24 protein-coding genes and 2 pseudogenes are annotated in these 23634 nt (G+C 43.9%); 11 read left to right on the plus strand and 15 right to left on the minus strand.

The window, feature by feature from the left end:
• Positions 1-43: 43 nt before the first annotated feature.
• The 9 genes from J5O05_RS18705 to cydP all read right to left on the minus strand — a co-directional run bounded on the left by J5O05_RS18705 (position 44) and on the right by cydP (position 7666).
• Positions 44-385, minus strand: coding sequence for a gamma-glutamylcyclotransferase family protein (locus J5O05_RS18705; protein WP_208845135.1), 342 nt, complete (start codon positions 383-385; stop codon positions 44-46).
• 84 nt (positions 386-469) lie between these two features.
• Positions 470-2620: a DUF6351 family protein gene (locus J5O05_RS18710; protein ID WP_208845136.1), complete on the minus strand. Its 2151-nt coding sequence runs from the start codon at positions 2618-2620 to the stop codon at positions 470-472.
• 266 nt (positions 2621-2886) lie between these two features.
• Positions 2887-3375: a SixA phosphatase family protein gene (locus J5O05_RS18715; RefSeq protein WP_208845137.1), complete on the minus strand. Its 489-nt coding sequence runs from the start codon at positions 3373-3375 to the stop codon at positions 2887-2889.
• 16 nt (positions 3376-3391) lie between these two features.
• On the minus strand, positions 3392-4132 hold the full coding sequence (locus J5O05_RS18720; protein ID WP_208845138.1) for a phytanoyl-CoA dioxygenase family protein: 741 nt from the start codon (positions 4130-4132) through the stop codon (positions 3392-3394).
• Between the two features lie 193 nt (positions 4133-4325).
• Positions 4326-4640, minus strand: a complete 315-nt coding sequence (locus J5O05_RS18725) for a cyd operon YbgE family protein (protein ID WP_208845139.1) — start codon at positions 4638-4640, stop codon at positions 4326-4328.
• 11 nt (positions 4641-4651) lie between these two features.
• Entirely contained in the window at positions 4652-4771 is a 120-nt protein-coding gene (gene cydX, locus J5O05_RS18730) for a cytochrome bd-I oxidase subunit CydX (protein ID WP_208845140.1), read from the minus strand.
• Positions 4772-4781: 10 nt separating this feature from the next.
• On the minus strand, positions 4782-5921 hold the full coding sequence (cydB, locus tag J5O05_RS18735) for a cytochrome d ubiquinol oxidase subunit II (protein ID WP_208845141.1): 1140 nt from the start codon (positions 5919-5921) through the stop codon (positions 4782-4784).
• A gap of 1 nt (position 5922) precedes the next feature.
• On the minus strand, positions 5923-7494 hold the full coding sequence (locus tag J5O05_RS18740) for a cytochrome ubiquinol oxidase subunit I (RefSeq protein WP_208845142.1): 1572 nt from the start codon (positions 7492-7494) through the stop codon (positions 5923-5925).
• A gap of 10 nt (positions 7495-7504) precedes the next feature.
• Positions 7505-7666, minus strand: a complete 162-nt coding sequence (cydP, locus tag J5O05_RS18745) for a cytochrome oxidase putative small subunit CydP (RefSeq protein ID WP_208845143.1) — start codon at positions 7664-7666, stop codon at positions 7505-7507.
• Between the two features lie 165 nt (positions 7667-7831).
• On the opposite strand from cydP, the gene J5O05_RS22765 reads away from it, so the two are divergent.
• The 10 genes and pseudogenes from J5O05_RS22765 (at position 7832) to J5O05_RS18790 (ending at position 18415) form a co-directional block, all read left to right on the plus strand.
• Positions 7832-7969 (plus strand): hypothetical protein, encoded by a 138-nt coding sequence (locus J5O05_RS22765; RefSeq protein ID WP_341874734.1) that lies wholly within the window; start codon positions 7832-7834, stop codon positions 7967-7969.
• Between the two features lie 64 nt (positions 7970-8033).
• Positions 8034-9146 carry a sigma-54 interaction domain-containing protein gene (locus J5O05_RS18750; RefSeq protein ID WP_341874735.1) on the plus strand — a complete coding sequence of 371 codons (1113 nt, stop codon included), beginning with the start codon at positions 8034-8036 and terminating at the stop codon, positions 9144-9146.
• A gap of 266 nt (positions 9147-9412) precedes the next feature.
• Positions 9413-10671, plus strand: a pseudogene (locus J5O05_RS18755) (efflux RND transporter periplasmic adaptor subunit).
• 115 nt (positions 10672-10786) lie between these two features.
• Positions 10787-11503 (plus strand): ABC transporter ATP-binding protein, encoded by a 717-nt coding sequence (locus J5O05_RS18760; RefSeq protein WP_208845144.1) that lies wholly within the window; start codon positions 10787-10789, stop codon positions 11501-11503.
• 1 nt (position 11504) lies between these two features.
• Entirely contained in the window at positions 11505-12818 is a 1314-nt protein-coding gene (locus J5O05_RS18765; RefSeq protein ID WP_208845145.1) for an ABC transporter permease, read from the plus strand.
• Between the two features lie 10 nt (positions 12819-12828).
• The gene (locus J5O05_RS18770; RefSeq protein ID WP_208845146.1) at positions 12829-14040 is read left to right on the plus strand and encodes an ABC transporter permease; all 1212 of its coding nucleotides are present in this window, start codon (positions 12829-12831) and stop codon (positions 14038-14040) included.
• 110 nt (positions 14041-14150) lie between these two features.
• On the plus strand, positions 14151-15497 hold the full coding sequence (locus tag J5O05_RS18775) for a sigma-54-dependent transcriptional regulator (protein WP_208845147.1): 1347 nt from the start codon (positions 14151-14153) through the stop codon (positions 15495-15497).
• Positions 15497-16794, plus strand: a pseudogene (locus J5O05_RS18780) (sensor histidine kinase). The gene J5O05_RS18775 and the pseudogene J5O05_RS18780 overlap by 1 nt, the downstream one beginning before the upstream one ends.
• Positions 16795-16848: 54 nt before the next feature.
• Entirely contained in the window at positions 16849-17712 is an 864-nt protein-coding gene (locus J5O05_RS18785) for an AraC family transcriptional regulator (protein ID WP_208845148.1), read from the plus strand.
• A 145-nt stretch (positions 17713-17857) separates the two neighbouring features.
• Entirely contained in the window at positions 17858-18415 is a 558-nt protein-coding gene (locus tag J5O05_RS18790) for a YbhB/YbcL family Raf kinase inhibitor-like protein (RefSeq protein ID WP_208845149.1), read from the plus strand.
• A gap of 105 nt (positions 18416-18520) precedes the next feature.
• Here the strand turns inward: J5O05_RS18790 and J5O05_RS22115 are convergent, their stop codons facing one another.
• From J5O05_RS22115 to J5O05_RS18805, 4 genes are all read right to left on the minus strand, one after another.
• Positions 18521-18715, minus strand: a complete 195-nt coding sequence (locus J5O05_RS22115) for a hypothetical protein (protein WP_244370166.1) — start codon at positions 18713-18715, stop codon at positions 18521-18523.
• Positions 18685-19176, minus strand: a complete 492-nt coding sequence (locus J5O05_RS18795) for a hypothetical protein (protein WP_244370167.1) — start codon at positions 19174-19176, stop codon at positions 18685-18687. Before J5O05_RS18795 ends, J5O05_RS22115 begins: the two co-directional genes overlap by 31 nt.
• Before the next feature lie 186 nt (positions 19177-19362).
• Complete coding sequence (locus tag J5O05_RS18800) at positions 19363-20154, minus strand: dioxygenase family protein (RefSeq protein ID WP_208845150.1); 792 nt, start codon at positions 20152-20154, stop codon at positions 19363-19365.
• A gap of 18 nt (positions 20155-20172) precedes the next feature.
• The gene (locus tag J5O05_RS18805; protein WP_208845151.1) at positions 20173-20592 is read right to left on the minus strand and encodes a DoxX family protein; all 420 of its coding nucleotides are present in this window, start codon (positions 20590-20592) and stop codon (positions 20173-20175) included.
• 219 nt (positions 20593-20811) lie between these two features.
• Between J5O05_RS18805 and J5O05_RS18810 the strand changes: the two genes are divergently transcribed.
• Positions 20812-21705, plus strand: coding sequence for a LysR family transcriptional regulator (locus J5O05_RS18810; protein WP_208845152.1), 894 nt, complete (start codon positions 20812-20814; stop codon positions 21703-21705).
• Here J5O05_RS18810 and J5O05_RS18815 read toward each other — a convergent pair.
• The gene (locus J5O05_RS18815) at positions 21680-22411 is read right to left on the minus strand and encodes a substrate-binding periplasmic protein (protein ID WP_208845153.1); all 732 of its coding nucleotides are present in this window, start codon (positions 22409-22411) and stop codon (positions 21680-21682) included. The two genes, J5O05_RS18810 and J5O05_RS18815, sit on opposite strands and share 26 nt — an antisense overlap.
• A 178-nt stretch (positions 22412-22589) precedes the next feature.
• Complete coding sequence (locus J5O05_RS18820; protein WP_208845154.1) at positions 22590-23627, minus strand: methionine synthase; 1038 nt, start codon at positions 23625-23627, stop codon at positions 22590-22592.
• Between the last annotated feature and the right edge of the window lie 7 nt (positions 23628-23634).

The following is a 23634-nucleotide window of genomic DNA, read 5'->3' on the forward strand; positions in this document are numbered from 1 at the left end:
AATAGCGTAGTGTAAAAATGTGGAGAGATCATGGATAGACCACTCATTTTAATAGCCTTTCTACGTAAGCCCAGCAAGTTAAACCAGATTTTAATGGTACTTCGATGCGTTCATAATCATCTACTTCGTAGCTATCAGCCTGACGTAGTTCATCGTCTGAGATGTCAAAAACGGTGCCAGCTACTTCTTCGCAGACGCTTTCTGAACGTCTTAATATTGGATGATGTGTCTGCCCACTACTTGCCAATACCGCGGGATCTGTGATTTCGACAAGCTCTAACTTGAACCCGATAATGGCGTCGCTTATCCCTTCTAAATGTCTTCCAAAGGTATCCAGTTGTACTTGAGGAAGTTGCAACGTGCCATAGCTAAACAGTTTGGGCATTAACCGCTCCAAGGAGATTTTTATTGTAATTATTACAAGACAGTAACAAATGTTTCGTACCTAAATCAATGAAAATTTAAGTCGCTATATATCATTCGGCCTACCTAAATCTTTTGCATCGTAATTACAAACACCGGTTGGGAAAATCGACTTTAATGTATCGAGGGAGGGGGTGATATCAATATCACCATACACGCCCCTCTCGACGGCTACGTCAATTGACATCCTAGTACACTTGAATAGCGCGCCATTCCAAGGTGCACCTGATTCGATGCGACTAGTACTAAACATGGGGAAATGTTTTACACATTCACCAGGCATTCGATTGTTCCATTTTCCATCAAAGACATCATGACCGGACGCCATAATGTCGCCATTTTTGTCAAAGCAGGTATCCGTCAGCTCGTGAGGTTTTGCTTTTAAAATTCCTTCTGGTGTGTGTTCTTCAATGGCCAAAAGCCATTTATCCATCATCTCGAAGGCGCGCGTTGTTGGATTAAAGTCCTTATCCGCCACCCAAATAACTTGGTTTTCATGCTGACCTGTAGCCTGTTCTATCCGAAGTCGAGAGTAAAAAGACGCAGACATATGATGCATATCTAGCTCATTCTCAAGATAGTGGCGTGCATCTATAATCGGCAACTGCACGCGTCCGATGAAAACCTGTCCAGACCGATATGCTTGATTCATGGCGTGAATACTACCGATATGACGAGGTGCGACTTCGGGTGAAAGTGGTGACATGTCAGAGATGTTTTGATTTCCCCAAAGGGTTAACCAAATGGGGAGCTTTGCACCAAACGGCATCACGATTTCCTCTTGTGCCATTGCAGTCTGTGATTTCCATCCACCAATTTTTCTGTTTAAATCAATAAATTGTGAAACTGATATTTCATGATGAACAAGGGCATTTAGACCATATTGAACGCCTTCGTTATCCCAAGTGGAATTGGCGAAACCATCTTCATCGTGTCCAAATACCGCAACCAAATCCTGCCAGTAACTCCATTGCGTTTTCTCTAGGACATCGTCACTAAACAATGGCCGTAAAAACCCCTGTTTGGGGTTATTAATGAAGCTGGATAAGCCAAAATAACCATTGATGCATTCGCTACTGCCTGTTGGCAAAGAAGGAAAAAAGCCTGCTTTTAACTGATTGATGGGTTGCATAAAGCCCGCTTTTTGAGGGAAATCGTTAATGGCGTTCATACCCTCAATGCGTTGACGATTTTCCCAATCTCGCCAATAGGACTTGTCTTTCGCGCGAAAGGTAAAATAGTTGTTGAGCAGATCACAATCGAGGGCGTAGGTTGTTTGGGTGATCATGTCGGGATACGAATACAAAGGAATGAGACCATCAAGAATGCCAGAACCATTTTGTGCAATTAGGTATTGCGCTAAACCGCCACCAGAACCACCGATACCAACGGTATAAAGTGGCACACCATAGAGACTTACAAATTGCTTTTTAACACGAGCGGCGGTGTCTTCTGCGAGCAGCATATTGTAGGTATAGCTGGTTTTATTGCCGGATGAGCTCACGACGGCATATCCTAATTTAAGTTGTTCAATTTGGTTTTTGATTAAGCTCACCGCACTAAGCCTACCTTGACGAAATCCGATCCCTGAACCGCCATTAAATTGATAAATGAGCTTTTTGTTCCAGTTGGATGAGATGTTTCGATAGGGGAGGTCGTCAAAACCAACAGGCATTACAATGGCGTAAATGAAACGATTTATCGTGCCTTGTTCGACGCGTACTAACAGACCATGACGGTCATTTTTGACAGACTCTGCGGTTACATTGTGGATGCCAGTATCTGTGATTTCATAGTAGGTGTACTGACTTGGCAAACCACAATCTTTACTAAACCCCACTATTTGCTTGTCGTCATTGAACACAGGGACACCATTGCCATATTGATTATCGACAACGGGTTGGCCTAGGTCGGAATCTACGGTCATACAAAAGAAGGGGTATTGGTTTGGCCCTGAATATAGACTGCGGTTAGGGCCAGTATCACCCAGTGGAATAGGGAAGTGATACCATTCGTTGGGCCGTGAGACTTTGCTAATGTGCGGGTAAAAGTCCAACAAAAAGTTGTCTTCAGATGGCGCGGTCTGCTTAACCTGACGCGCCAAATAGGGATCTTCGGGTTGATTCAAAATCCATATGCCATATCCACCCATAAGTGTTGCTAAAAGCAAAAATCCAACAGTGAACCATTTTTTCATATGACACCTCCACTACATTTTAAGTGTAGGAGTAAGAACAGAGATTCATTGTTATTTGTTTGTGAGGTTCGTTAACAGAGCTTTGAACTCGATGATTTGTATAAGATTAAAAGCGTATCATTTTTAAGGTGGCGTGTTTTCGCGCATATCGTATCTCGCAATTGCGCAACTCGTCTAACTTGAATTACAAACTGATCGTCTGGATTACAATCGAAATACTGTTCTAAGCGCAGGCTTATCTGCGCTTAGAAATAAAAGCGAGAGACTTACTTTTCAGTCAAAGAAGTGGCATTTGACGAGTAGTGATTGAACTCAAAACCATGCTCTGTTTGTTTGAGAATAAAGAGATCATCAAACGTACTTTCATCAATTGGCCAAGTCGTACCTGAGAGTATTTTTACCAGTTCAGGGGTCGTATTAGAATGTCCGGCTACAACCACCACACCTTCCATTTCTCGAAGTGATTCAGCAAATGCCGCGAGTTGTCTTGGGTCATAACTTAAAACCTGCAACTGTGCTTTCTTTGCTAAAGGGGCAATAGTCTGCTGTGTTCGATTGTAGTCTGTTGAATAAAGTGCCGTCGGTGAAAGCGGCTCAATGAGATTGGCTATACGCTTGGCTCGCGCTTCGCCTGCGGTCGTTAGCGAGGGATCCGCATCGTCTAGTTTTTCAGCATGACGAAACAGTACAACGTCTGCGGCAGTTGATGCGAAGCTTGCGCACAGCACAGTGCTAAGCAAAATTGATTTGAACATGTCGATTATTCTTGTTTTATGGAAATACAGCTAAGCACTCTAACGTTGCTTTTATTTCCGCGCAAGGTTGATGTACGTCGTTCAGGAACGAATGCATTTCGGGTTCACAAAATAAAATATCTAATGCAAACCGTTCTTGGCCGTATAAACCACGATGCAGCATATTTGCAGAAAAGGCCAACACATCGCCACGATTGAGCTGAACAATCTGCCCTTCGGGGAGCGGATCGCTTTTTTTATGGCCATTTTTCTCGAGCCTTACATCGAGTGCAAGTGGGCTATCCCATGTCTTATGGCTTTTTGGGACGAGTTCCATGCCCGGTTCATTGGCAAGCGGTATTCTCACATGAATAATGTCAGGACCTTGCAGTGCGTCTTTTTGTTCTTCCAGACTTAGGTGGTACTGTCCATCACGGTGCCAGTAATTTTTTTGATGAGGGTTAATCGGATTGAAAAAGAGCTGTGAGTTCATATAAATGGGGCGTTTAAGCAAAGTAGTCGCAAGTTTGCTCATTTCTTCACTGCCTATTAGCGCAAACAATTTTTGACGTTCTTCTTTCTCTAAATAGGTTTCAGCGGTTAATCCAGACGAATTGATGGCACTGGCCTTATAAAAGAGATGGTTATCTTCTACCCATCTATCGTGAAACGTACGCACGACAGGCTCTACCATGTCTAACATAGTTTGAGGCAAAAAATTTCTTAGGCAGACAAAACCGTACTCTTCATAATGTGACGCAGCATGTTCTAGATCCATGTTTCGCTCTCATCATTTGCAACTTAGTTGAGTATAGACAGAAGCGATTTACATTTCATCTATAGAACGTATTTTAGTCGTAGTATCCTCTGGTTAGTTTCTACTTAAGCATGAGTTTTTGCAAAAAGGTGAACAATGAAACGGGTACATTGATTCCGCCTAAACACAAAAACCTATTGGACTAACGGTGTTATTAAGCCAGCCCAAGCAAAAACCAGATCAAAGGTGGCCATGCGAAAAATGGAGTAAACAAACATCGCCACAATAGCGTGTGCGGTTTAAACCCGATGCCATGAATAAATGCAGCACTGTTTGCCAACATAACCAGAGTAAATGTGCCGTGATCAACTTGTCCTTGAGTATTTATTGCAACAGGCGGCCAAAACAGAACAAGTACGGTCGTGATAGTTGCTAAAAGAAAGGACACGTATTGGAGCATCACGTTTTGCTGCAATTCAGCAAAACGTGATGCGTAAATTGAACAACGAGAGTTTAGTGAATACGTCAATTCGGAGTACCTCAATCGTCTTCAAGTTCACTGAGGCGGTCTAAATTCTCTGTGTTTTCGAGCCACATTACATTGATGATTGAAAACGCACAGGCCAATAACACGCCTAAAATCCAAGTGAAATACCACATAATTTGCTCCTTAATACAAAGATTTACTGTTGTTATGGATTGCCTCTTGGCTAATGCGACCGAACATTTTGAAGTAAGACCAAAGGGTATAGCCAAGCACAATGGGTACGAATATCAATGCAACAATGAGCATGATCTTTAATGTCAGTTCGCTGGATGTCGCATCCAAAGCTGTCAAGCTGTGGCTTGGATCTAGACTCGATGGCATGACAAATGGGAACATGGCAAATCCAGCTGTTAAAATGATAGCGGCCACCCCCAATGAGCTTGTTAAAAACGCCATCGCATTCGCCTGTTTTTTGCTAAATAGCGCCGTTGCAAAAGGCAATACCAGACCCAAAACAGGTGCGGCTATCATCCATGGGTATCGCTCGTAATTATGAAACCATGCACCAGGTTGAGCGATTGCGGTTTTTAACAAAGGATTTGCGGCTTGAGTGCTTGGAGAAAACGCAGTGACCTCGTACCCAAAATGACCGAAATAGAGCCACACGCCTGCAAAACCAAATGTAATTGCCGTAGTAATTGCAGAAATGACACTGACGTTTTCAGAGCGTGCTTTTAATTCATCCGTGGTTTTCATTTGTAACCACGTTGCGCCTTGCGTGACCAGCATAAGTACACTGACGAGTCCACATAAGATGGCAAATGGATTCAACAGTGCAAAGAAGCTTCCTTGGTAAGTCGCACGCAGGTATTCATCGAGTAAGAAGGGAACACCCTGCAATAAATTTCCAAAGGCAACGCCAAACACAAGTGCAGGAACAAACGAGCCAATGAATAAGCTGTTATCCCACATTTTGCGCCATGTTGGATTGTCGAGTTTGCTGCGATAATCAAAACCCACAGGGCGGAAGAATAGTGCTGCGAGCACCAAAATCATTGCTAAATAAAATCCCGAAAAGGCAACGGCGTACACTTGTGGCCAAGCGGCGAACAAAGCTCCACCTGCAGTAACCAACCAAACTTGATTACCTTCCCAATGGGGACCGACGGTATTGATCATCACGCGTTTAGTTGTGTCATCCTTCCCTAAGAACGGTAGTAACATGCCGACACCTAAATCGAAGCCATCGGTTACGGCAAAGCCAATCAGCAACACGCCAATGAGTAGCCACCAAATGAGTTTTAGCGTTTCATAGTCCAACATGTTAAAGCCCCCCTTGTGGTGCATTATTCATTTGCTCAAAGTGATACTTATTCAATCCAAGAGAAGACGGTCCACGTTTTGCAAAGTGGATCATCAAGTACATTTCCGCGATGAACAGTAAGAGATAGAAGCTACAAATGGCGAGGAGTGAAAGAGTAACATCACCGGCGCTTACTGAAGAGGCGCTAAGTCCCGTTGGTAAAATTTCCGCAATTGACCAAGGCTGACGACCATACTCTGCGACAAACCAACCACATTCTGCAGCTATCCAAGGCAAAGGAAGTGACCACAAACACATTCTTAACAGCCATTTTTTCTTTTCTTGGCGGTGTTGTGTACTTTGCCAAAATGCCATGGCAAAAACGAAAAGCATCACAAAACCACTGAACACCATTGCGCGGAAAGACCAAAACAGAGGGGCTACTTTTGGAATTGTGTCCTTGGCCGCAGCTTGTATTTGTTCATCGGTAGCATCGGTTACGTTATCCGTGTATTTTTTCAGAAGTAAGCCATAGCCCAAGTCCACTTTTACTTCGTTAAAAGCCGCGATGGTTTCAGCACTTTTATCACCGTGACGCAATTGTTGAAGCAGTCCAAAGGCGACCATCCCACGACGAATACGTTGCTCGTGTTCCGAGATGAGATCTTTAATACCGGTCACTGGCTCGTCAACAGAGCGCGTTGCAATTAAACCCAACACATAGGGGATCTTAATTGCGTAATCGGTAGTCATGGTTTCTTCATTTGGTAAGCCAATCAAGGTAAAGGCAGCCGGTGGTTCGTGCGTATCCCATTCTGCTTCGATTGCTGCCAGTTTGGTTTTTTGTACGTCGCCAATCTCATAGCCACTTTCATCACCAAGTACGATAACCGAGAGAATTGATGCAAGACCAAAGCTTGCAGCTATGGCGAAAGATCGACGAGCAAAGGCTATGTCTCTCTTCTTCAAAAGGTAATAAGCTGAAATGGCCAACACAAACATTGCCCCTGTGACATAGCCAGAAGCGACGGTATGAACAAATTTGACTTGCGCAACAGGGTTAAAAATAAGTTCAGCAAAGCTGACCATTTCCATGCGCATAGTTTCAAAATTGAACTCTGAACCCACAGGGTTTTGCATCCAACCATTGGCGATGAGGATCCAGAGCGCACTAAAGTTAGAGCCTAACGCGACCAGCCAAGTCGTTAATAAATGCTGGCGCTTGGTGAGCCTATCCCAACCAAAAAAGAATAAACCGATAAACGTGGATTCAAGAAAAAACGCCACCAAACCTTCAATGGCTAAAGGCGCACCAAAAATATCGCCAACATAGTGAGAATAGTATGCCCAGTTTGTACCGAACTGGAATTCCATGGTTAGGCCCGTGGTTACGCCCAGCGCGAAATTAATCCCGAACAATTTCCCCCAAAACTTCACCATATCTTTATAGATAGGATTATTGGTCATCACGTAAACGGATTCCATGATGGCCAAAATAAATGACAGCCCAAGAGTGAGCGGTACAAAAATAAAATGAAACATCGCGGTGAGTGCAAATTGCAGCCGCGATAGCTCGACGACGGTAAGTTCCATGTAAGTCCCCTTAAGATGATTTAGAGATCAGGTGTTCGCTAATTTGCTGTGATTTTGGGCTGTGGCTGTCTAAACTCGGCTCTGCAAAAAAAAGCGATTTAATGAGCAATACCGCACACACCTTGACCACAACAATGACTGCTAAATGTTTCACCAGCTTGTTATTAAACATTTGACCTCCCTAAAACTAACCTACTTATTACAAGTCCCATGCCAAAAATTTAGTTTAGAAGTTATTGAAAATACTGCAAAAAAATATTGAACCATTTATTTGTTTGTCACTAATGGTGTTTTTATGTCATAAATGACTGACAAAATCGGTTTGAGTTGAGCGAAGATGAATATTGCAACAGTGCAAGCGATGATTAACGCGGTTGAAAAACCAGCCATTTTTATCGATACCAACTATCGGATACTTGCAGTAAATTTACCCTATCGAGAGGCTCTACGAGACGAGCATTCAAATTGGCTATAGTCGCTGCTATGAAATCAGTCATCATGCGAGTGAACCGTGTGATAAGCAGGGTGAACAATGTCCTTTGTCTGAATGTAAACAAACGGGAAAAGCCAGTAGTGCATTACACATCCATCCAACAGCAGATGGAGACGCATACTGCGACATTCATATGCGGCCAATCGTGGATGATGATGGGATCACCATTGGCTTTTTAGAAGTGTTAGACAAAATAGAGTACGCCTCTAGGCACATTGGGCAAGCTCAGATGATTGGCGAGTCTGATGCGTTTAAAGCCATGCTGAAATTGATTAATCGCAGTGGCCAAACCGACATCAATGTGTTGTTGTGTGGTGAAACAGGGACTGGCAAGGAGCTCGCTGCAAAAGCTTTGCATCAAGCGAGTCGTCGCAGTAGCAAACCGTTTGTGGTAGTCGAATGTACGGGACTCAATGAAAATCTCTTTGAAAGTGAATTGTTCGGTCATGAAAAGGGGGCATTTACTGGCGCAACGCAGAAAAAAGCGGGGCTAGTGGAACTGGCGCACGGAGGGACATTGTTTCTAGATGAAATCGCTGACGTACCAATGAGCATGCAAGTTAAGCTTTTGCGCTTATTAGAAACCGGGAATTTTCGGTCGGTAGGAAGCACTGTTTATCGCAATGCTGATTTTCGTTTAGTGTGTGCAACCCACAAAGATTTGTTATCACTGGTAAAAGAAGGGAAATTTCGCGAAGATCTCTATTATCGAATAGCTGCATTTCCAATTTACCTACCAGCGCTACGCGAGCGCACGCAAGACATAGCCTTACTTGCAAAACACCTACTAGAAAAGTCAGAGTTTGCCAGTAAACGCCTTTCAAATAAGGCATTAAGCCAGCTTCAAACAGGGCTTTTTAATGGCAACATTCGAGAACTCAAACACGTCATTCTGCGTGCTGCAATAATGAGTGATGACGATGAAATACACCACGTTGATTTTGGTCCAGACATCACAACGGCAAAACCAGCACTCGCAGTGCACAACGATCCTAATGAATTCAAATCGTTGCTTTCGCTCGATGAAGCAGAAAAACAGTATTTACAGTATGTTGTTGGAAGTCATACAGGATCGATCGAGGCGTTGTCTGACGTCTTAGGTATTTCAACCCGTAGTTTATATCGCCGTCTTAAAAAGTTCGGAATCTCCACCACTTAAACCTTCAAATTGGAGCTGATTAAAGTGTCCGCTGCGGACACTTTTTGTGTCCGCGGACAGTCTCTTCGTGAAACTAAATATACTAAACTCTTTATAATCAACAAGATAAAAGTTGGCATAAAGTTGGTATTACTTTTCGTACTATCAACTAAATACAAGCAGAAACCGATGTTGTTGAGTTGTTTTTTTATTTCACCTCTTATGGTCATTGCAATTGCTTTGGCAATTCGTGTCAGTGAATTATCTGCTTGGTGTAAGGACTAACCATGATTAAAGATACCAGTGGACAAGACGTCGTCGTTACAAAGAGTAAAAAAACGCCGCGTAATATTGTGATTGCCATCGCGGCCACGTTTGCCATCGCGCTTTCTGCAAATGCCATTATGAACGGCGAAACGGCCGAACAATCCATTGAAAAGGCGCAATTGCAGTTTGCGAAAGTCGAGCGAGGTGACTTAACCCGTGATGTTGTTGCGACAGGCAAAGTCGTCGCGGCTAACGCCCCTCGTGTTTACAGTCCAGAGCAAGGTTTTGTGGATCTGCAAGTGAGTGCGGGTGACAGTGTCGTTGTTGGCCAAGTGGTTGCGATAGTAGACAGCCCTGAACTAAATAATGAATTGCAGCAGCAGAAATCTGAATTTGCTCGACTGCAAGGCGAATTAGCACGTAAGGAACTCGATGCGCGCAGAGAAACATTGAACCTCAATAAAGTACTCGATATGGCTCAAGTTGAAGCTCAATGCTGCGGACAGAGAGAACCGTAGGGCGCAATTGTCGATTAAAGAACATTTGATAAGCCAAATTGACTTAGAGAAAGCCGTTGATGAACTCGCTAAAGCGAAGTTAAGTTTCAAACATGCGAAAGAAGAAGTCGCGCTGGCGAAAGATACGCTCGCTTTTGACTTGCAAGCGGCAAAAAGCACGCTCGAGCGACAACAGTTTGTAGTGGAAGAGTTGGAGCGAAAAGTTAAGAACTTAAACATTACGGCTTCGGTTTCTGGCATTGTCGGTAACTTAAACGTACAGCCAAAAGAATTGGTGAATAAAAACCAAGCCCTGATGACATTAGTTGACTTAAGCGCGTATGAAGCAGAAGTGCAAGTGTCTGAAAGTTTCGCTAATGAGACTCGGACTCGGTATGGACGTTGAGCTCAAAATTGGCAATCAAATGGTCACTGGTAAGCTCTCAGCTATTTCACCAGAAGTCAGCAATCGTGAAGTGACAACGCGTGTTCGATTCGGCCAAACCGAGTTGACAGGCATCCGCCAGAATCAACAGCTTTCAGCGCGTATCTTGCTAGAAAACAAGCAAAATGTACTCAAAGTGAGACGTGGTGGGTTCACTCAGTCAGGTGGCTTTGTCGCGTACAAACTGAATGGCAACATCGCCACCAAAATTGATATCGAGTTAGGTGCTTACAGTCTTCGAGAAGTTGAAGTGCTGTCAGGTTTAGAGGTAGGTGATGAAATCATCATTTCTAACTACGAAACGTTTAATCAATCACCTTCAATTCTTTTGAATTAACAAAGCGCTGCAGAGTGAAGCGCAGACAAAGCGCACCGCTTAAAGCACAATAATTTTAATAAAACTTGGCCAGATAAGACGTGAATAAAGCCAAGGAAAATACAGGAATGACAAAATGTTAGAAATGAAAAATGTAGGCAAGATTTACCAAACTGACATGGTGCAAACGCACGCGCTTCGCGATTTTAACTTAAGTGTAAAAGAAGGTGAATTCATCGCGGTTACTGGGCCATCAGGTTCAGGTAAAACAACATTTTTAAACATTGCGGGCATGCTAGAGCCATTTTCAACGGGTCAATATTTACTCGATGGTATTGATGTCGGCAGCCTGTCGGACAACCAACGTGCAGATTTACGAAACCAAAAAATTGGGTTTATTTTCCAGGGTTTTAACTTAATCCCCGATTTAAATTTATATGAGAACGTTGAAGTCCCACTGCGTTATCGTGGTATCAAGGCTGCGGAGCGTAAACGTCGCATTGAGCAATGTTTAGAGCAAGTGGGCCTTGCCAGCCGAGCGAAGCATTTGCCACAACAACTCTCTGGGGGCCAGCAGCAGCGCGTTGCAATTGCACGTGCGCTTGCTGGTGAACCTCGCTTTTTACTCGCTGATGAACCAACAGGAAACTTGGATAGTTTAATGGCAAGACAAGTTATGGAGTTACTCGAACAAATTAATCGTGATGGAGCGACCATCATTATGGTGACCCATGACCCAGAATTGGCGCGCCGCGCACCACGTAATATTCAAGTGGTCGATGGGCAGCTGGCTGATTTCACGCTTTATCAAGGTCATCCTTCCCAACCTGCGCCAGTGCTAGAGGGTGTATAACATGTTTACGCATTACCTAGATTTAAGCTGGCGCAGCTTTAAGCGCACTCCGGTGGTGTCATTTTTAATGGTACTTGCGATAGCAATCGGCGTAGGCGTCACGATGACCAGCTTGTCGGTCTATCACATGATGTCAATGGATCCTATACCAGAAAAGAGCAACCAGCTTTTTCACCCGCAACTTCAAACCGTTGATGAAGGTGTTAAGCTTTGGACCAAAGATGGCATGCCAAGGCAAATGACCTATCAGGATGCTGTAAACCTAATGAATGCACCGATTCCAGAGCGCAAAACAGCCAGCGTGAAAACGGGGTTTTCGGTTCATTTAGATGCGTCGACAGTAAAGCCCTTTTCAAGTGCGGCACGTCTTGTGAATCGTCAGTTTTTCGAGATTTTTAACCTAGAGTTTATCAATGGTGCGACTTGGTCTGAAAATGATGATCTCAATGCGTCCCCTGTGATTGTTATCGATGATTATTTGAATAATAAGTTGTTCGGTGGCGGAAACAATGTGGGTAAATCAATTAACTTGGATGATGGACAGTATCAAATCGTTGGGATAATCAAAACGTGGGATATTCATATCAAGTTCTACGATTTGAATAATGGCGCATTTCAAAAGCCAGAGCATATCTACATGCCATTTTCCTTGGTTGCGGCGCGGGAATTAGACAACTGGGGTAACACCAATGGTTGGAAATTTGAGCCATCAAATACGTTTCAGGATAAATTAAACTCAGAGCGTTTTTGGGTGCAGTTTTGGGCAGAGTTGCCAGACGAACAAGCCAAACAACGTTATGGTGAATACCTCATGGCGTATATGCAAGAGCAACAGAAATTGGGTCGCTTCAACCGTGATGAACTGGTTTATAAGCTCAATAACGTGGAAGATTGGATGGAATTCTTCAGCGTAGTCAGTAAGGATAACAAAGTACTTGTGGCACTGAGCTTCATGTTCCTAGCGGTATGTCTTGCGAACATTCTGGGACTGCTACTGGCTAAATTTTTACGTCGTGCACCAGAAGTGGGCGTTCGAAGAGCGCTGGGGGCAAGTAAGCGACAAGTGTTTTATCAACATGTAGTGGAAGTGTCTCTCCTTGGCTTTCTTGGCGGCACGTTAGGTATCGTGATTTCACAATTAGGACTTTGGGGCGTGCGCGCGACCCACAGTGTGTACACAAATTTGGCGACGATGGATGCCACAATGTTGTTTGCATCCCCAGTTATTGCGATTGTGTCGTGCATTATTGCGGGATTGTACCCCGCGTGGATAGTGTGCCGCACCACACCCGCTATTTATCTGAAAAGCCAATAAGGAGTGAAACATGTTAGAAATTAAACCAATTATTAACGCTATGCTTCGCTCAAAAGTGGGTGCCATTTTATTGCTTATTCAAATTGCGATTACCACCGCAATCGTCAGTAACGCCGCATTCATTATTAGCGATAGATTGACCTACTTAAAGCAGGACACGGGATATCATGAGCAAGCGCTGTTCACGTTTAACGTGATGACTTTTGGACGTGATGTCAATATCGACCAGCAGATTGAGCTTGATGAGGCGATGCTTCGTCAAATCCCAGGCGTGATTGATGCCAGTTTGATGCAAACCATTCCGTTGTCAGGTTCAGGCAGCGCCTCTGGATTTGGTGAGAAACCTGAACCAGAAGAAGGAAAACGAGTGCGCGCGAGTTACATGTTTGGTGACGAACATGCGTTAAACACATTGGGTGTTAAGCTCAGTGAGGGACGTAATTTCAGCGATGATGAGATTGTCGTGCATGGCAGCGACGGGAAACAAACAGCGCCATCAGTTGTCATTGCGTCAAAAGCATTTACCGACGAAATGTTTCCTGAAGGCAATGGCCTTGGAAAGACCATTTATATGGAGGATAAACCAGTCCAGATTATTGGTATTGTTGAGCGTATGGCAGGTGCGTGGTTACGTGATTCTAAACCTTTCAACGTCTTAATTATTCCGCTCGTTAAGACGGACACCATTCAAGACTTTGTAGTACGCACTGCTCCGGGTCAGCGTGCTCAAGTGATGGCTCAAATTGAAGACAAAATGCAGGCGTTATATGACAAACGTGTGGTACGCGAAATAGAAGGATTTGATTTACTCAAATCAAAGTACAACGCTAAAGATACGTTAATGCTTCGAATGTTGGTTGTCTTGATTGTCGTACTTGTGCTTGTCACGGCACTGGGAGTCTTTGGTTTAACGCTGTTTAATATCAGCAAACGAACAAAACAAATTGGCACACGTCGCGCATTAGGCGCTCGTAAATCAGCCATTATTCGTTACTTTTTGGTAGAAAATGCCCTGATCAGCGTGAGTGGTTTGGTCATAGGCAGTGTCGCGGCCTATTTGTTGGGACAGCAACTTATGAAGGTGTTCTCGCTCCCCGCACTGCCTCTTAGCTTTATCGTATTTACCGCGTTATCAGTGTTAGCCATGAGCTTGTTGTCGGTACTTGCGCCCGCAAAGCGCGCAGCTGACATTTCACCGAGTATTGCAACACGCAGTATTTAATGACGGTACAACGAAAGGATATTTTTTGAAAACAACGTGCTACACTGGAAAACAGCGTAGCACAAGCTCCTTATCCATCGTGAGAGGGCGATAATAATAAAATGCTGAACATGGAAAAAATCTTAATAGTTGATGATAACCCTGCGATTTTAGACGCGCTGTCGTTGTTACTCGAAATACATGGTTTTCAGGTTGTCACGGCCAATAATCCCTTTGATGCCTCGCAAATCGTTAATTACCAATCGATTTCGTTAGTCATTCAGGACATGAATTTCACAGGAGACACAACGTCTGGCGAAGAGGGTAAATCGCTCTTTTATCAACTTAGAGGGCTTAATCCACATTTGCCCATCATTTTGATCACCGCTTGGACCGAGCTTGAGACAGCGATTGAGTTAGTTAAAGCAGGGGCATCAGACTACATTGCGAAACCTTGGGATGACCAAAAACTCGTCACCACAATTCATAATCTCATTGAATTAAGTAAAGCAAAGCAAGATTCCGATAAAATCGCACGGCAGCAATCGGTCATGCAGCCAAGTAAAGATAACGCGAACGCGGTCGGATTGGTTTATGAAAGTGCGCAAATGCAGCGTGTTGTTGATATGGCGCTGCAAGTTGCGGCATCAGATATATCGGTGCTTATCACCGGACCTAATGGTTCAGGAAAAGAAAAAATAGCTGAGCTTATTCAAGCAAATTCTAAGTTAGCTGATGCACCGTTTATTAAGGTGAATGTCGGTGCACTCCCAAGCGATTTGATCGAAGCCGAGTTATTTGGTGCAGAAGCAGGTGCCTTTACAGGGGCAACCAAAACGCGGATTGGTCGCTTTGAAGCCGCAAACGGTGGAACGTTGTTTCTAGATGAAATGGGCAATTTGCCGTTGTCTGGGCAAGCGAAGCTATTAAGGGTTTTGCAAACAGGTGAATACGAACGATTAGGGTCTGTGGTGACTCATCACACGCAGGTGAGGGTTATTTCAGCAACCAATGCAAACTTGCTTAACGACATTCGTGAAGGACACTTCCGAGAAGATTTATATTATCGTTTAAATGTGATTGAGTTAAACCTGCCGCCGCTATCAGAGCGACCTGACGATATTTTGCCGTTAGTAAAACACTTTTTACCGAATCGTGATTTCTCTTTAGAAGCCGAACAGCACCTTAAAAATCACACTTGGCCTGGAAACGTCAGAGAACTCGAAAATGCCTGTAAACGCGTAGCCGTACTCAAACCTCATGGGATGATTGAAGCGACTGATTTCGGCTTACAGTTGAATGTTGCAGCAATGGCGTCGACACAAAGTACCAAGACGGAGCAAAAAGAGCCTAACAAAGCGGAGCTTGAAGCTGCAATGCGTAAATACCAAGGTGTTATTGCGAAAGTTGCGCGTCATTTTGGTCTAACTCGTCAAGCGCTTTACCGCCGTTTGCAAAAATTCGAGATAGACTATTGATGCGCGTAACCTTGATGCAAAAGTTGCATATGATCACAGGCAGTGTTGTATTACTCACTTCGTTGCCGGTGTTGTGGTTCAGTGAACTCGATGCCTTGACTAAAGGAGTATTTCTCCTGTGCATGATTGTATTGAGACTCGATTTTGACGCGCCAACTCTCAGCCGGACTTCGCGAGGGTTTGGATGCGATGGAGCCTCGGCTTGCTGAACCTCAAAGATGGTGAGTTTGCAACGACGTTGGCCTATTCTCAAAACGATGAATTCGGTAAATTGTGCCAACTTTACAATCAAACGGCGTTGCAGTTAAGAGCGGAAAAGCAATGGCTGTATCAACGCGAGTTAATGCTCGATAAAGTTCTGCAAAGTTCCCCCCAAGCCCTGTTGCTGGTGAATTCAAATCACCAAGTAGTCTTCAGTAATTACGCCGCTCGCGATCTGTTTAGTCACACCGAAAAACTCGAAGGCCTATCTTTTGAAACGCTCAAGCAAAGCGCATCGATGGGGCTTAAGTTGGCTCTAGGTGAAGAGCGAGAAGGGTTGTTCAGTGTCACTCTCGACAATCAAGAAACGCAAACTTGGCATTTGGCGATAGGTGAATTCCTTCTTAATAATCAACCTCATCGATTATATATTTTGAAGCAAATGACTCGCGAACTAAGCCGCCAAGAAGTCATGGTATGGAAAAAGGTGATACGTATTATAAGCCATGAAGTGAACAATTCACTTGGCCCAATATCGTCGATGTTGCACAGTGGAAAATTATTAACGCGGCACGTTGATGAACCTAGACTAACCCGTGTATTTGCGACAATTGATGAGCGCATCGCGCATTTAACGGAATTTGTTCAAGGTTATGGCAAGTTTGCAAAGTTGCCGATCCCAAATTTAGCTGCCATTGAATGGGGGCACTTTATGGGGGCGATAAGTGAACAGTGGCGATGCACTTTTGAAGGTAATACATCCTTAAAAATACAAGCCGATCAAATTCAACTAGAACAGTTGATGATCAACTTGCTTAAAAATGCGCATGAATCAGGTTCAGCTGAACAGGATGTCTGTGCTCGAGCTTATCGCCAGCATGAAAACATTATAATTGAGGTGCTTGACCGTGGGAAAGGAATGAGTGAACAGGTGATGGCTAATGCTCTTGTGCCATTCTATTCTACAAAAGCGTCAGGCAGTGGCTTGGGGCTTGCGCTTTGTAGAGAAATCGTAGAAGCACATCATGGTCAGATTGCCTTGTTTAATCGTGAGGGGGGAGGATTGGGTGTTCGAGTGTCGCTTCCAATCAACTAGCTTAATCCAAATAGCGATGGAGACAGTAAGTTAAACTACTGAGTGGGAAAAATCATGGCGGTCAACCAGCATTACGCGTTAAAGGATTTATTAGTTCGCCTTCAAAAGGTAACGGCGTCATCAAAGCCTTTGCCTTTTGCGTTATACACGGCAAATACAGAGCAAAAATTACGAAATCTGCGTCTTATCAACCCTGTGTTGATGTTTGTATTAAGTGGTCGAAAAGAGATTGAATTACAAAATGGCGTGGAAGTGGTTTTACGTGAAGGCGAATGTATTTTGCTTGCTAATCGCCAATCCATTGTGGTTCGTAACATGCCAGATGAACGTCCATATTTTGCATTAATCATTGAGTTTTACCCGTCGGATAAACCAACCTCCTATTTCACCAATGGACAAACGGATTTTATAGTCAAACCATTTGATGAAACGTTTACGCTACTTCTAGGTCAGTTTGTGGAATGGGCTAATATCTCGCCGCCTGAACTTTGGGAAAACCGTCGTCAAGAACTGGCGAAATTTATCCAAGTGCAAGGATGGACTGAAGTACAATCACTTTGGCGTGAGCAAGGATTGAGTGATCAAGTGCAGCGCTTTTTGCAAGTGACAATAGAAGAACCCATTTCTGCTCACGAAATTGCTCAACACTTTGGTATGAGTGAGTCAACCTTGCGCAGACGACTCAAAGACGAACAGACCAGTTTGCAACAATTGAAAGACGATGTTCGCTTGGGACTGGGCCTACATCTTCTGCAAAGTACCAGTAAGCCAATTTTACATATTGCATTGGAATGTGGCTATCAATCCCAATCGAGATTCAGTGAACGCTTTAAAGAACAGTTTGGCATGTCGCCGTCAGAGGTTCGCAAAAACGAGTTGACGGGAAAAGGCGAAAGTTTGATGGTAAATGGCAAATAACGAACCTTTGATTGGTTTATTGTGTTGCCATCAGAGATTAATCGGTTTAACTCATTATCGTCATGTACAACATTGAAGTGACGCTTGGGTGAACCAGTATCTTGAATTTGTAGATTTTAATTTGGTTTAGGAAAAGGTCGTTAATATGAAAAATGTGATTTATACACTGGGTTTCGGTGTTTGCTTACTGAGCGCAGGCTCTGCGTTTGCGGATCAATTTAGTCTCACAAGCCCAGACATTCAAGATGGCAAAATGATGAGTAAGACTCATGAATTTCAGGGGTTTGGCTGTACGGGGGACAATCAATCACCAGCACTTGAGTGGCACAATGCGCCAGAAGGCACAAAATCATTCGCCGTGTTAGTGCATGACCGCGATGCGCCAACAGGTAGTGGCTGGTGGCATTGGCAAGTGATTAACATTCCTGCAACGACCCTGTCGCTACCAAGAGATGCAGGAAATATTAATGGTGCGAAGTTACCAAAAGGTGCCATGCAAATTGAAAGTGACTACGGTACAGCAGCATTCGGTGGAGCTTGTCCACCTCCGGGGCATGGTGTACACCACTATACCTTTACGGTGCATGCTCTGTCTGGAAACTTAGAATTGCCTGCAACCGCATCAGGCGCGCTAGTTGGTTATATGGTTAACGCGAATACCATTGAAAAAGCGTCAATCGAAGCACTTTACGAGCGTAAATAATACGTGTAGTCGTTGATTGAATTGTACGGCCCTTAAACCAAGCGCCTAAAAAGAAAGTAAAGCACCAAACCGTCATGAAGCATAACGTGGTTTGGTGCTTGAGAATTAGTATTCGAGTACGAGACTTTTTAGACCGTCATTATTTACGACCAATAAATAGCTGCGCCCAAACGACGCATTACAGATGTCGACAGCAACCTCTTGAATACGGATATCCCCTACACATTCATCAACTTGATACCAATTTGAGACTTCCCCTGTTTTTAAGGTTACTGCTTGACCATTAACGGAAACGGACATTGGCGCGCGGCTAATAACCGTACTGTAAACACGTTGTCGTGGTCACTACGTTCTTTCTTCAGCACCTTTAAATTGAGTGAGTTATTGTTCCCTTGCATCGCGATAAAGTGATAGTCCGTGTCGTTTTTCACTTTGATTTTCTCTTGCACGAGCATCCCAAGTTTGTTGACGGACTCCACAAAGAAACTGATCTGACGATTTGCATTGTGTTCATGCGTAATTTGAGTTGAAGCGTCACCGGCGTTCAGCACTTTAACGCGGTATTTATCCTCGCGTACGTTTCTTTCGTCGCCATCAAGTTCCGTGTTCGCCATATGAAAAGCAATTTCAACGTCAGTCGCGTTAACGAGATTGTATTGATTTTTGAAAAAACTCGAGCCGAAATTAGCTGTTTCAATGTCTTCTTCCGAGCAAGCCGTTAATAGTAGGACACAGGTAGCAATGGTGAGTGGCAATTTCATAAAAACTCCATTTTGCAAATTGTCGAAATTGTGGTGGTTAAAAAACATCCTTTACAGCGGGTAATTTAGTTGATGTAGTGAGAAAAAATTGTGAGGGAGTGTCCAAGTTTTGTAAGAAAGTGTAGGCAAAGAGCGAGCAACATTACTTATCGTGTTCAACATCCTTGTTGAGCAAAGAACATGTCGTTATTCAGCGAATTTCCAAGTAATGGAGTCCATCGCTAACGCATGTAATTCTATTGGCGCTTCGAAAATCTCAACAAGGTCTTCCGGTCGGGCTGCAAAATAGGCAACGTAAAAAGGCGCGAAATGTTCGAAACTAGGATGAGCACGTTTCACGTCTGGGTTATTGCGCACGTATTGCTTAAACCCCTCTGTGTCTTTGTTCTTTACATAATCAAACAAGGTTTCCCGCAAACGGATAACGTAAGCCGCAGGCTCTGTCGATGTTTTGAGATCGGCGAAATTATGGCTAATTCCGCCCGACATCAACACAGCGTAACCCTCCAACCGTAAGCACGCCAGACATTGTCCAAGTATTTCCAATTGTTCAAGCGTCCAATTTGCTGGATAGGAAATTTGAATAATAGGAACGTCAGACGTTGGTAAAAGGTAACGCATTGGAATCCAAATGCCATGATCCATGTCAGCTTGACTTGTGGTGGTGACCGGCAAGCTTGATGCGGATATCTTTCGTGCTATCTCTTCGGCAAAAGTTGGGTGACCTGCCGCTTCATAAGTCAACTCATACAACGGTTTTGCAAAGCCATAGAAATCATGAACAATGCGATGCTGCTGTGTTGTGTTGACCGTTAAACTTGATGTTGCAAAGTGGGGAGACATGGCAATGATCGCTTTTACGTTGCGAAGCGCTTTGCCTTGCTCTTTTAAGTTACTTGCTGCGATCGATGTGTTGTCTAGCGCAAAGGTCGGTGCACCGTGACTGACATAGATAAGTGGCGCAATAGACGCTTTCATTGCATGTTACTCCTACGCTTAAGCCGTTACTTGGACAGATTTAAATCGAGATTCGATTGCATAGGCGCCATTGCCAAGCAATGCTTGAACGACACTGGCCATAATTAAAAATAACGGATATTCATAACCACCACCAGCATTGCCGAACCCCCAGCCATTCGCTCCATGCACAAAAACAATTGAGCCGATTAAGATAGGAATAAGTAATACCGATACGAGCCTGACTTGAAATCCAATGACCAACAATAGACCACCCGCCAATTCGAGCGACATCGTTAACGGGCCTAGAAACTCGGGCAATCCCAGAGACCCAAAAAATCCTGCTGTGCCTGCTGGTGTAAAAACGAGTAGTTTTAGAAAACCATGAGCGAGAAACATTACGCCAAGTGACAATCGCAAAATGGTGGTTGCTAGAGCTGGTTGGTTAAATTTATTCATCTTATACCTCAAAATGTAGCCTGTGCTTTTTATCGAACTACAGGCGTTTGCTGAAACACGAAGATTTAGTTAGCGAATCGTGTCTGCAAGAAGACGTTTTGATGCCATTCAACTTGCAGTGGGTCGTCACTAAATCGGTCTGAAATAAAGATACGATTTGCAATTGAATTGAACAATGGGCAAATTATCTGAAATGGTGTTCAAAAATAATGAACAATTATGGATAAGTTGAATTTAATGAGCTGCTTTATTGCATTGGTTGAAGAGGGCTCTTTTACTAAGGCGGCCAGTCGCTTGGGGCGCTCGAAAGCATTGGTTAGTACGCACGTCAAAACACTGGAAGAACAGCTTCAAGTGCGTTTGTTAAACCGCTCTACGCGTCATATCCGCTTTACTGAGGATGGCCGTGTATATTACGAAGAAGCGAAGCGTTTACTAGAAGGCATTATACAGCTGGAACACAATTTACTTGTCGACTCCAAAGGGATGGCCGGGCGGCTCCGTATTAGCGTGCCGACAACCTATGGTGAGCAATGCCTTGTGCCATTTCTTTCCCAAATGAAAATCACCTATCCACAATTACACATTGATTGTGTATTCCAAGACAGGGTTGTCGATCTGGTGTTGGAAGGATTTGATCTCTGCGTCCGAGTTGGCCGACTTTCTGACTCAACGTTAATCGCAAAACACGTCGGCGAAATTAAACTTCAAGTCAGCGCATCGCCAGCTTTCCTTGAACAATATGGACCAATCCACTCAATTGATGTTCTCAGTCAATTGCCGTGCATCGGTGACAGCAATGGAAAGTTAGATGGTAAATGGCAGCTAAATGGCGTTAAGTTTAACATTAACGAGACGCTTCGCGTGAACAGTGCAAGTGCCGCGACGCAATTTGCAGCGTTAGGCTTGGGAGTTTGTTTTTGTCCTGACTTTGCCCTCAGACCGTACATTGAAAACGGGCAGTTGGTTACATTACCCTTCGAAGAAATTCACATGCCTGTGCATGTTGTGTATCCACATCGAAGTCACTCGCATGGCAAAATCACAACGTTTACCGCAGATTTAAAACGGTATTTAAGTGAGAAATCTAACGTGTCTCCATGTAGCGATTAACGATTTGATCATAAGTTCCATTTTGTTGGATAAGTCTCAGTCCTTGATTGAAGGACTCAATAATTTGGCTCGCTCTGGGATTGCTTTTCAGCACCGCAATATGAACGGGCCAATCGGCGATGATAGGTTCGCGAAAGGAAAACGAACTAAATGCGGGATCTTGTTTGAATTCATACAGTGCAGCATGTTTATCCGCGATGACACCTTCGACACGTTCTTTGTGCAATTGCAGTAAACAAGTACGTAGCTCAAGCAACGTCATCTGTTTTAGGTCTTTGATTGGGTCGAGCAAACTTTGATAACCAAAGCCCAAGATAGTACAAATGTGATGTCCAGATAGGCTTTCTAAGCCTTGATAATCAATCGGTACGGAAGCGGAAGAGACAAAAAATAATTGGTTAGAAATATAGGGTTCACTAAATTCATAGACTGCTTCACGTGCGGGGGTTTTCCAAAGAGCTGTAATTAAATCCAAATCGCCTTTGGCAAGCTCTCTCATGGCACGCGAAAAAGGAGATGGATGAAATTCAAAGCCTTTGTTGGACGCATTAAACGCCGCTTTGACAATTTCAACACTCAGGCCGGATTGCGTTGAGATAAAATAAGGAGGCCAAATACTGTGGCCGCCAACATAAACGTCTTCGCCCTCAGCAGAAGACAAAAAGGGTAAAAGTAACATACAGCAGGCGATTGCTGTCCACTTCATCAGCGCATTCCTAATGCAAAAAACACTATCTTACGGAGTTGAAAAACGAAGTACCCGGCGAACAAGCGTTTGCCATAGGCCATAAGAAAAGCGTAGCTCAAACTTGGTTTTATACAATTTTGGTACAGATGATTCGCCAAAAAAGAGGTTTATAAAACCTCCTTTTTATTCGTTCAATTTAACAATCATTTTTTGCTAACTCTTTGCGCACAATTTCCGTACCAGCTTGAAGCGCATGAAGTTTCCCTCTGGCTACGTCACGAGGTAGCGGTGCCATGCCACAGTTAGTGCATGGATAGAGTTTGTCTGCATCGACATATTGCAGTGCGTGTCTAAGTGTTTGCGCCACTTCTTCGGGTGTTTCAATGTGGTTGTTTGCAACGTCAATCGCTCCAACCATGACTTTTTTACCCCGGATCAGCTCAAGCAGTTCAACAGGTACATGTGAGTTGTGGCACTCTAAAGAAATAATGTCGATGTTCGATTTTTGCAATTTGGGAAAAACGGCTTCGTACTGTCTCCATTCAGTACCAAGCGTTTTTTTCCAGTCAGTGTTCGCTTTGATACCATAGCCATAACAAATGTGTACAGCAGTCTCACATTGTAGTCCTTCGATAGCCCGTTCTAAACAGGCGATTCCCCAATCGTTCACGTCATCAAAAAATACATTAAAGGCGGGTTCGTCAAATTGAATGATATCGACCCCTGCGGCTTCCAACTCTTTTGCTTCTTGATTAAGTATTTTGGCAAATTCCCAAGCCAATTTTTCGCGGCTTTGATAGTGGGCATCATACAACGTATCAATCATCGTCATTGGGCCAGGCAATGCCCATTTTATGGGTTTATTTGTTTGCTGGCGCAAAAACTTTGCGTCTTCTACAAACACCGGCTTTTGCCTAGAAACAGGGCCTACGACAGTGGGTACGCTGGCTTCGTAACGATTACGGATCGTCACAGTTTTGCGATTTTCAAAATCCACACCACTTAAGTGCTCTATGAATGTGGTGACGAAATGCTGCCGAGTTTGTTCACCATCACTAACAATATCAACACCCGCTTGTTGCTGCTCTTGAAGTGAAATGCGCAGTGCATCTTGTTTACCTGAAACGAGTTCGTTACCTTCTAGTTTCCATGGCGACCAAAGTGTTTCTGGCTCTGCCAACCAAGCGGGTTTCGGTAGGCTACCTGCGGTTGAGGTGGGTAAAAGTGGTTTCATGAATTTT

This window comes from Pseudoalteromonas xiamenensis (assembly GCF_017638925.1).
Lineage (GTDB): Bacteria > Pseudomonadota > Gammaproteobacteria > Enterobacterales > Alteromonadaceae > Pseudoalteromonas > Pseudoalteromonas xiamenensis.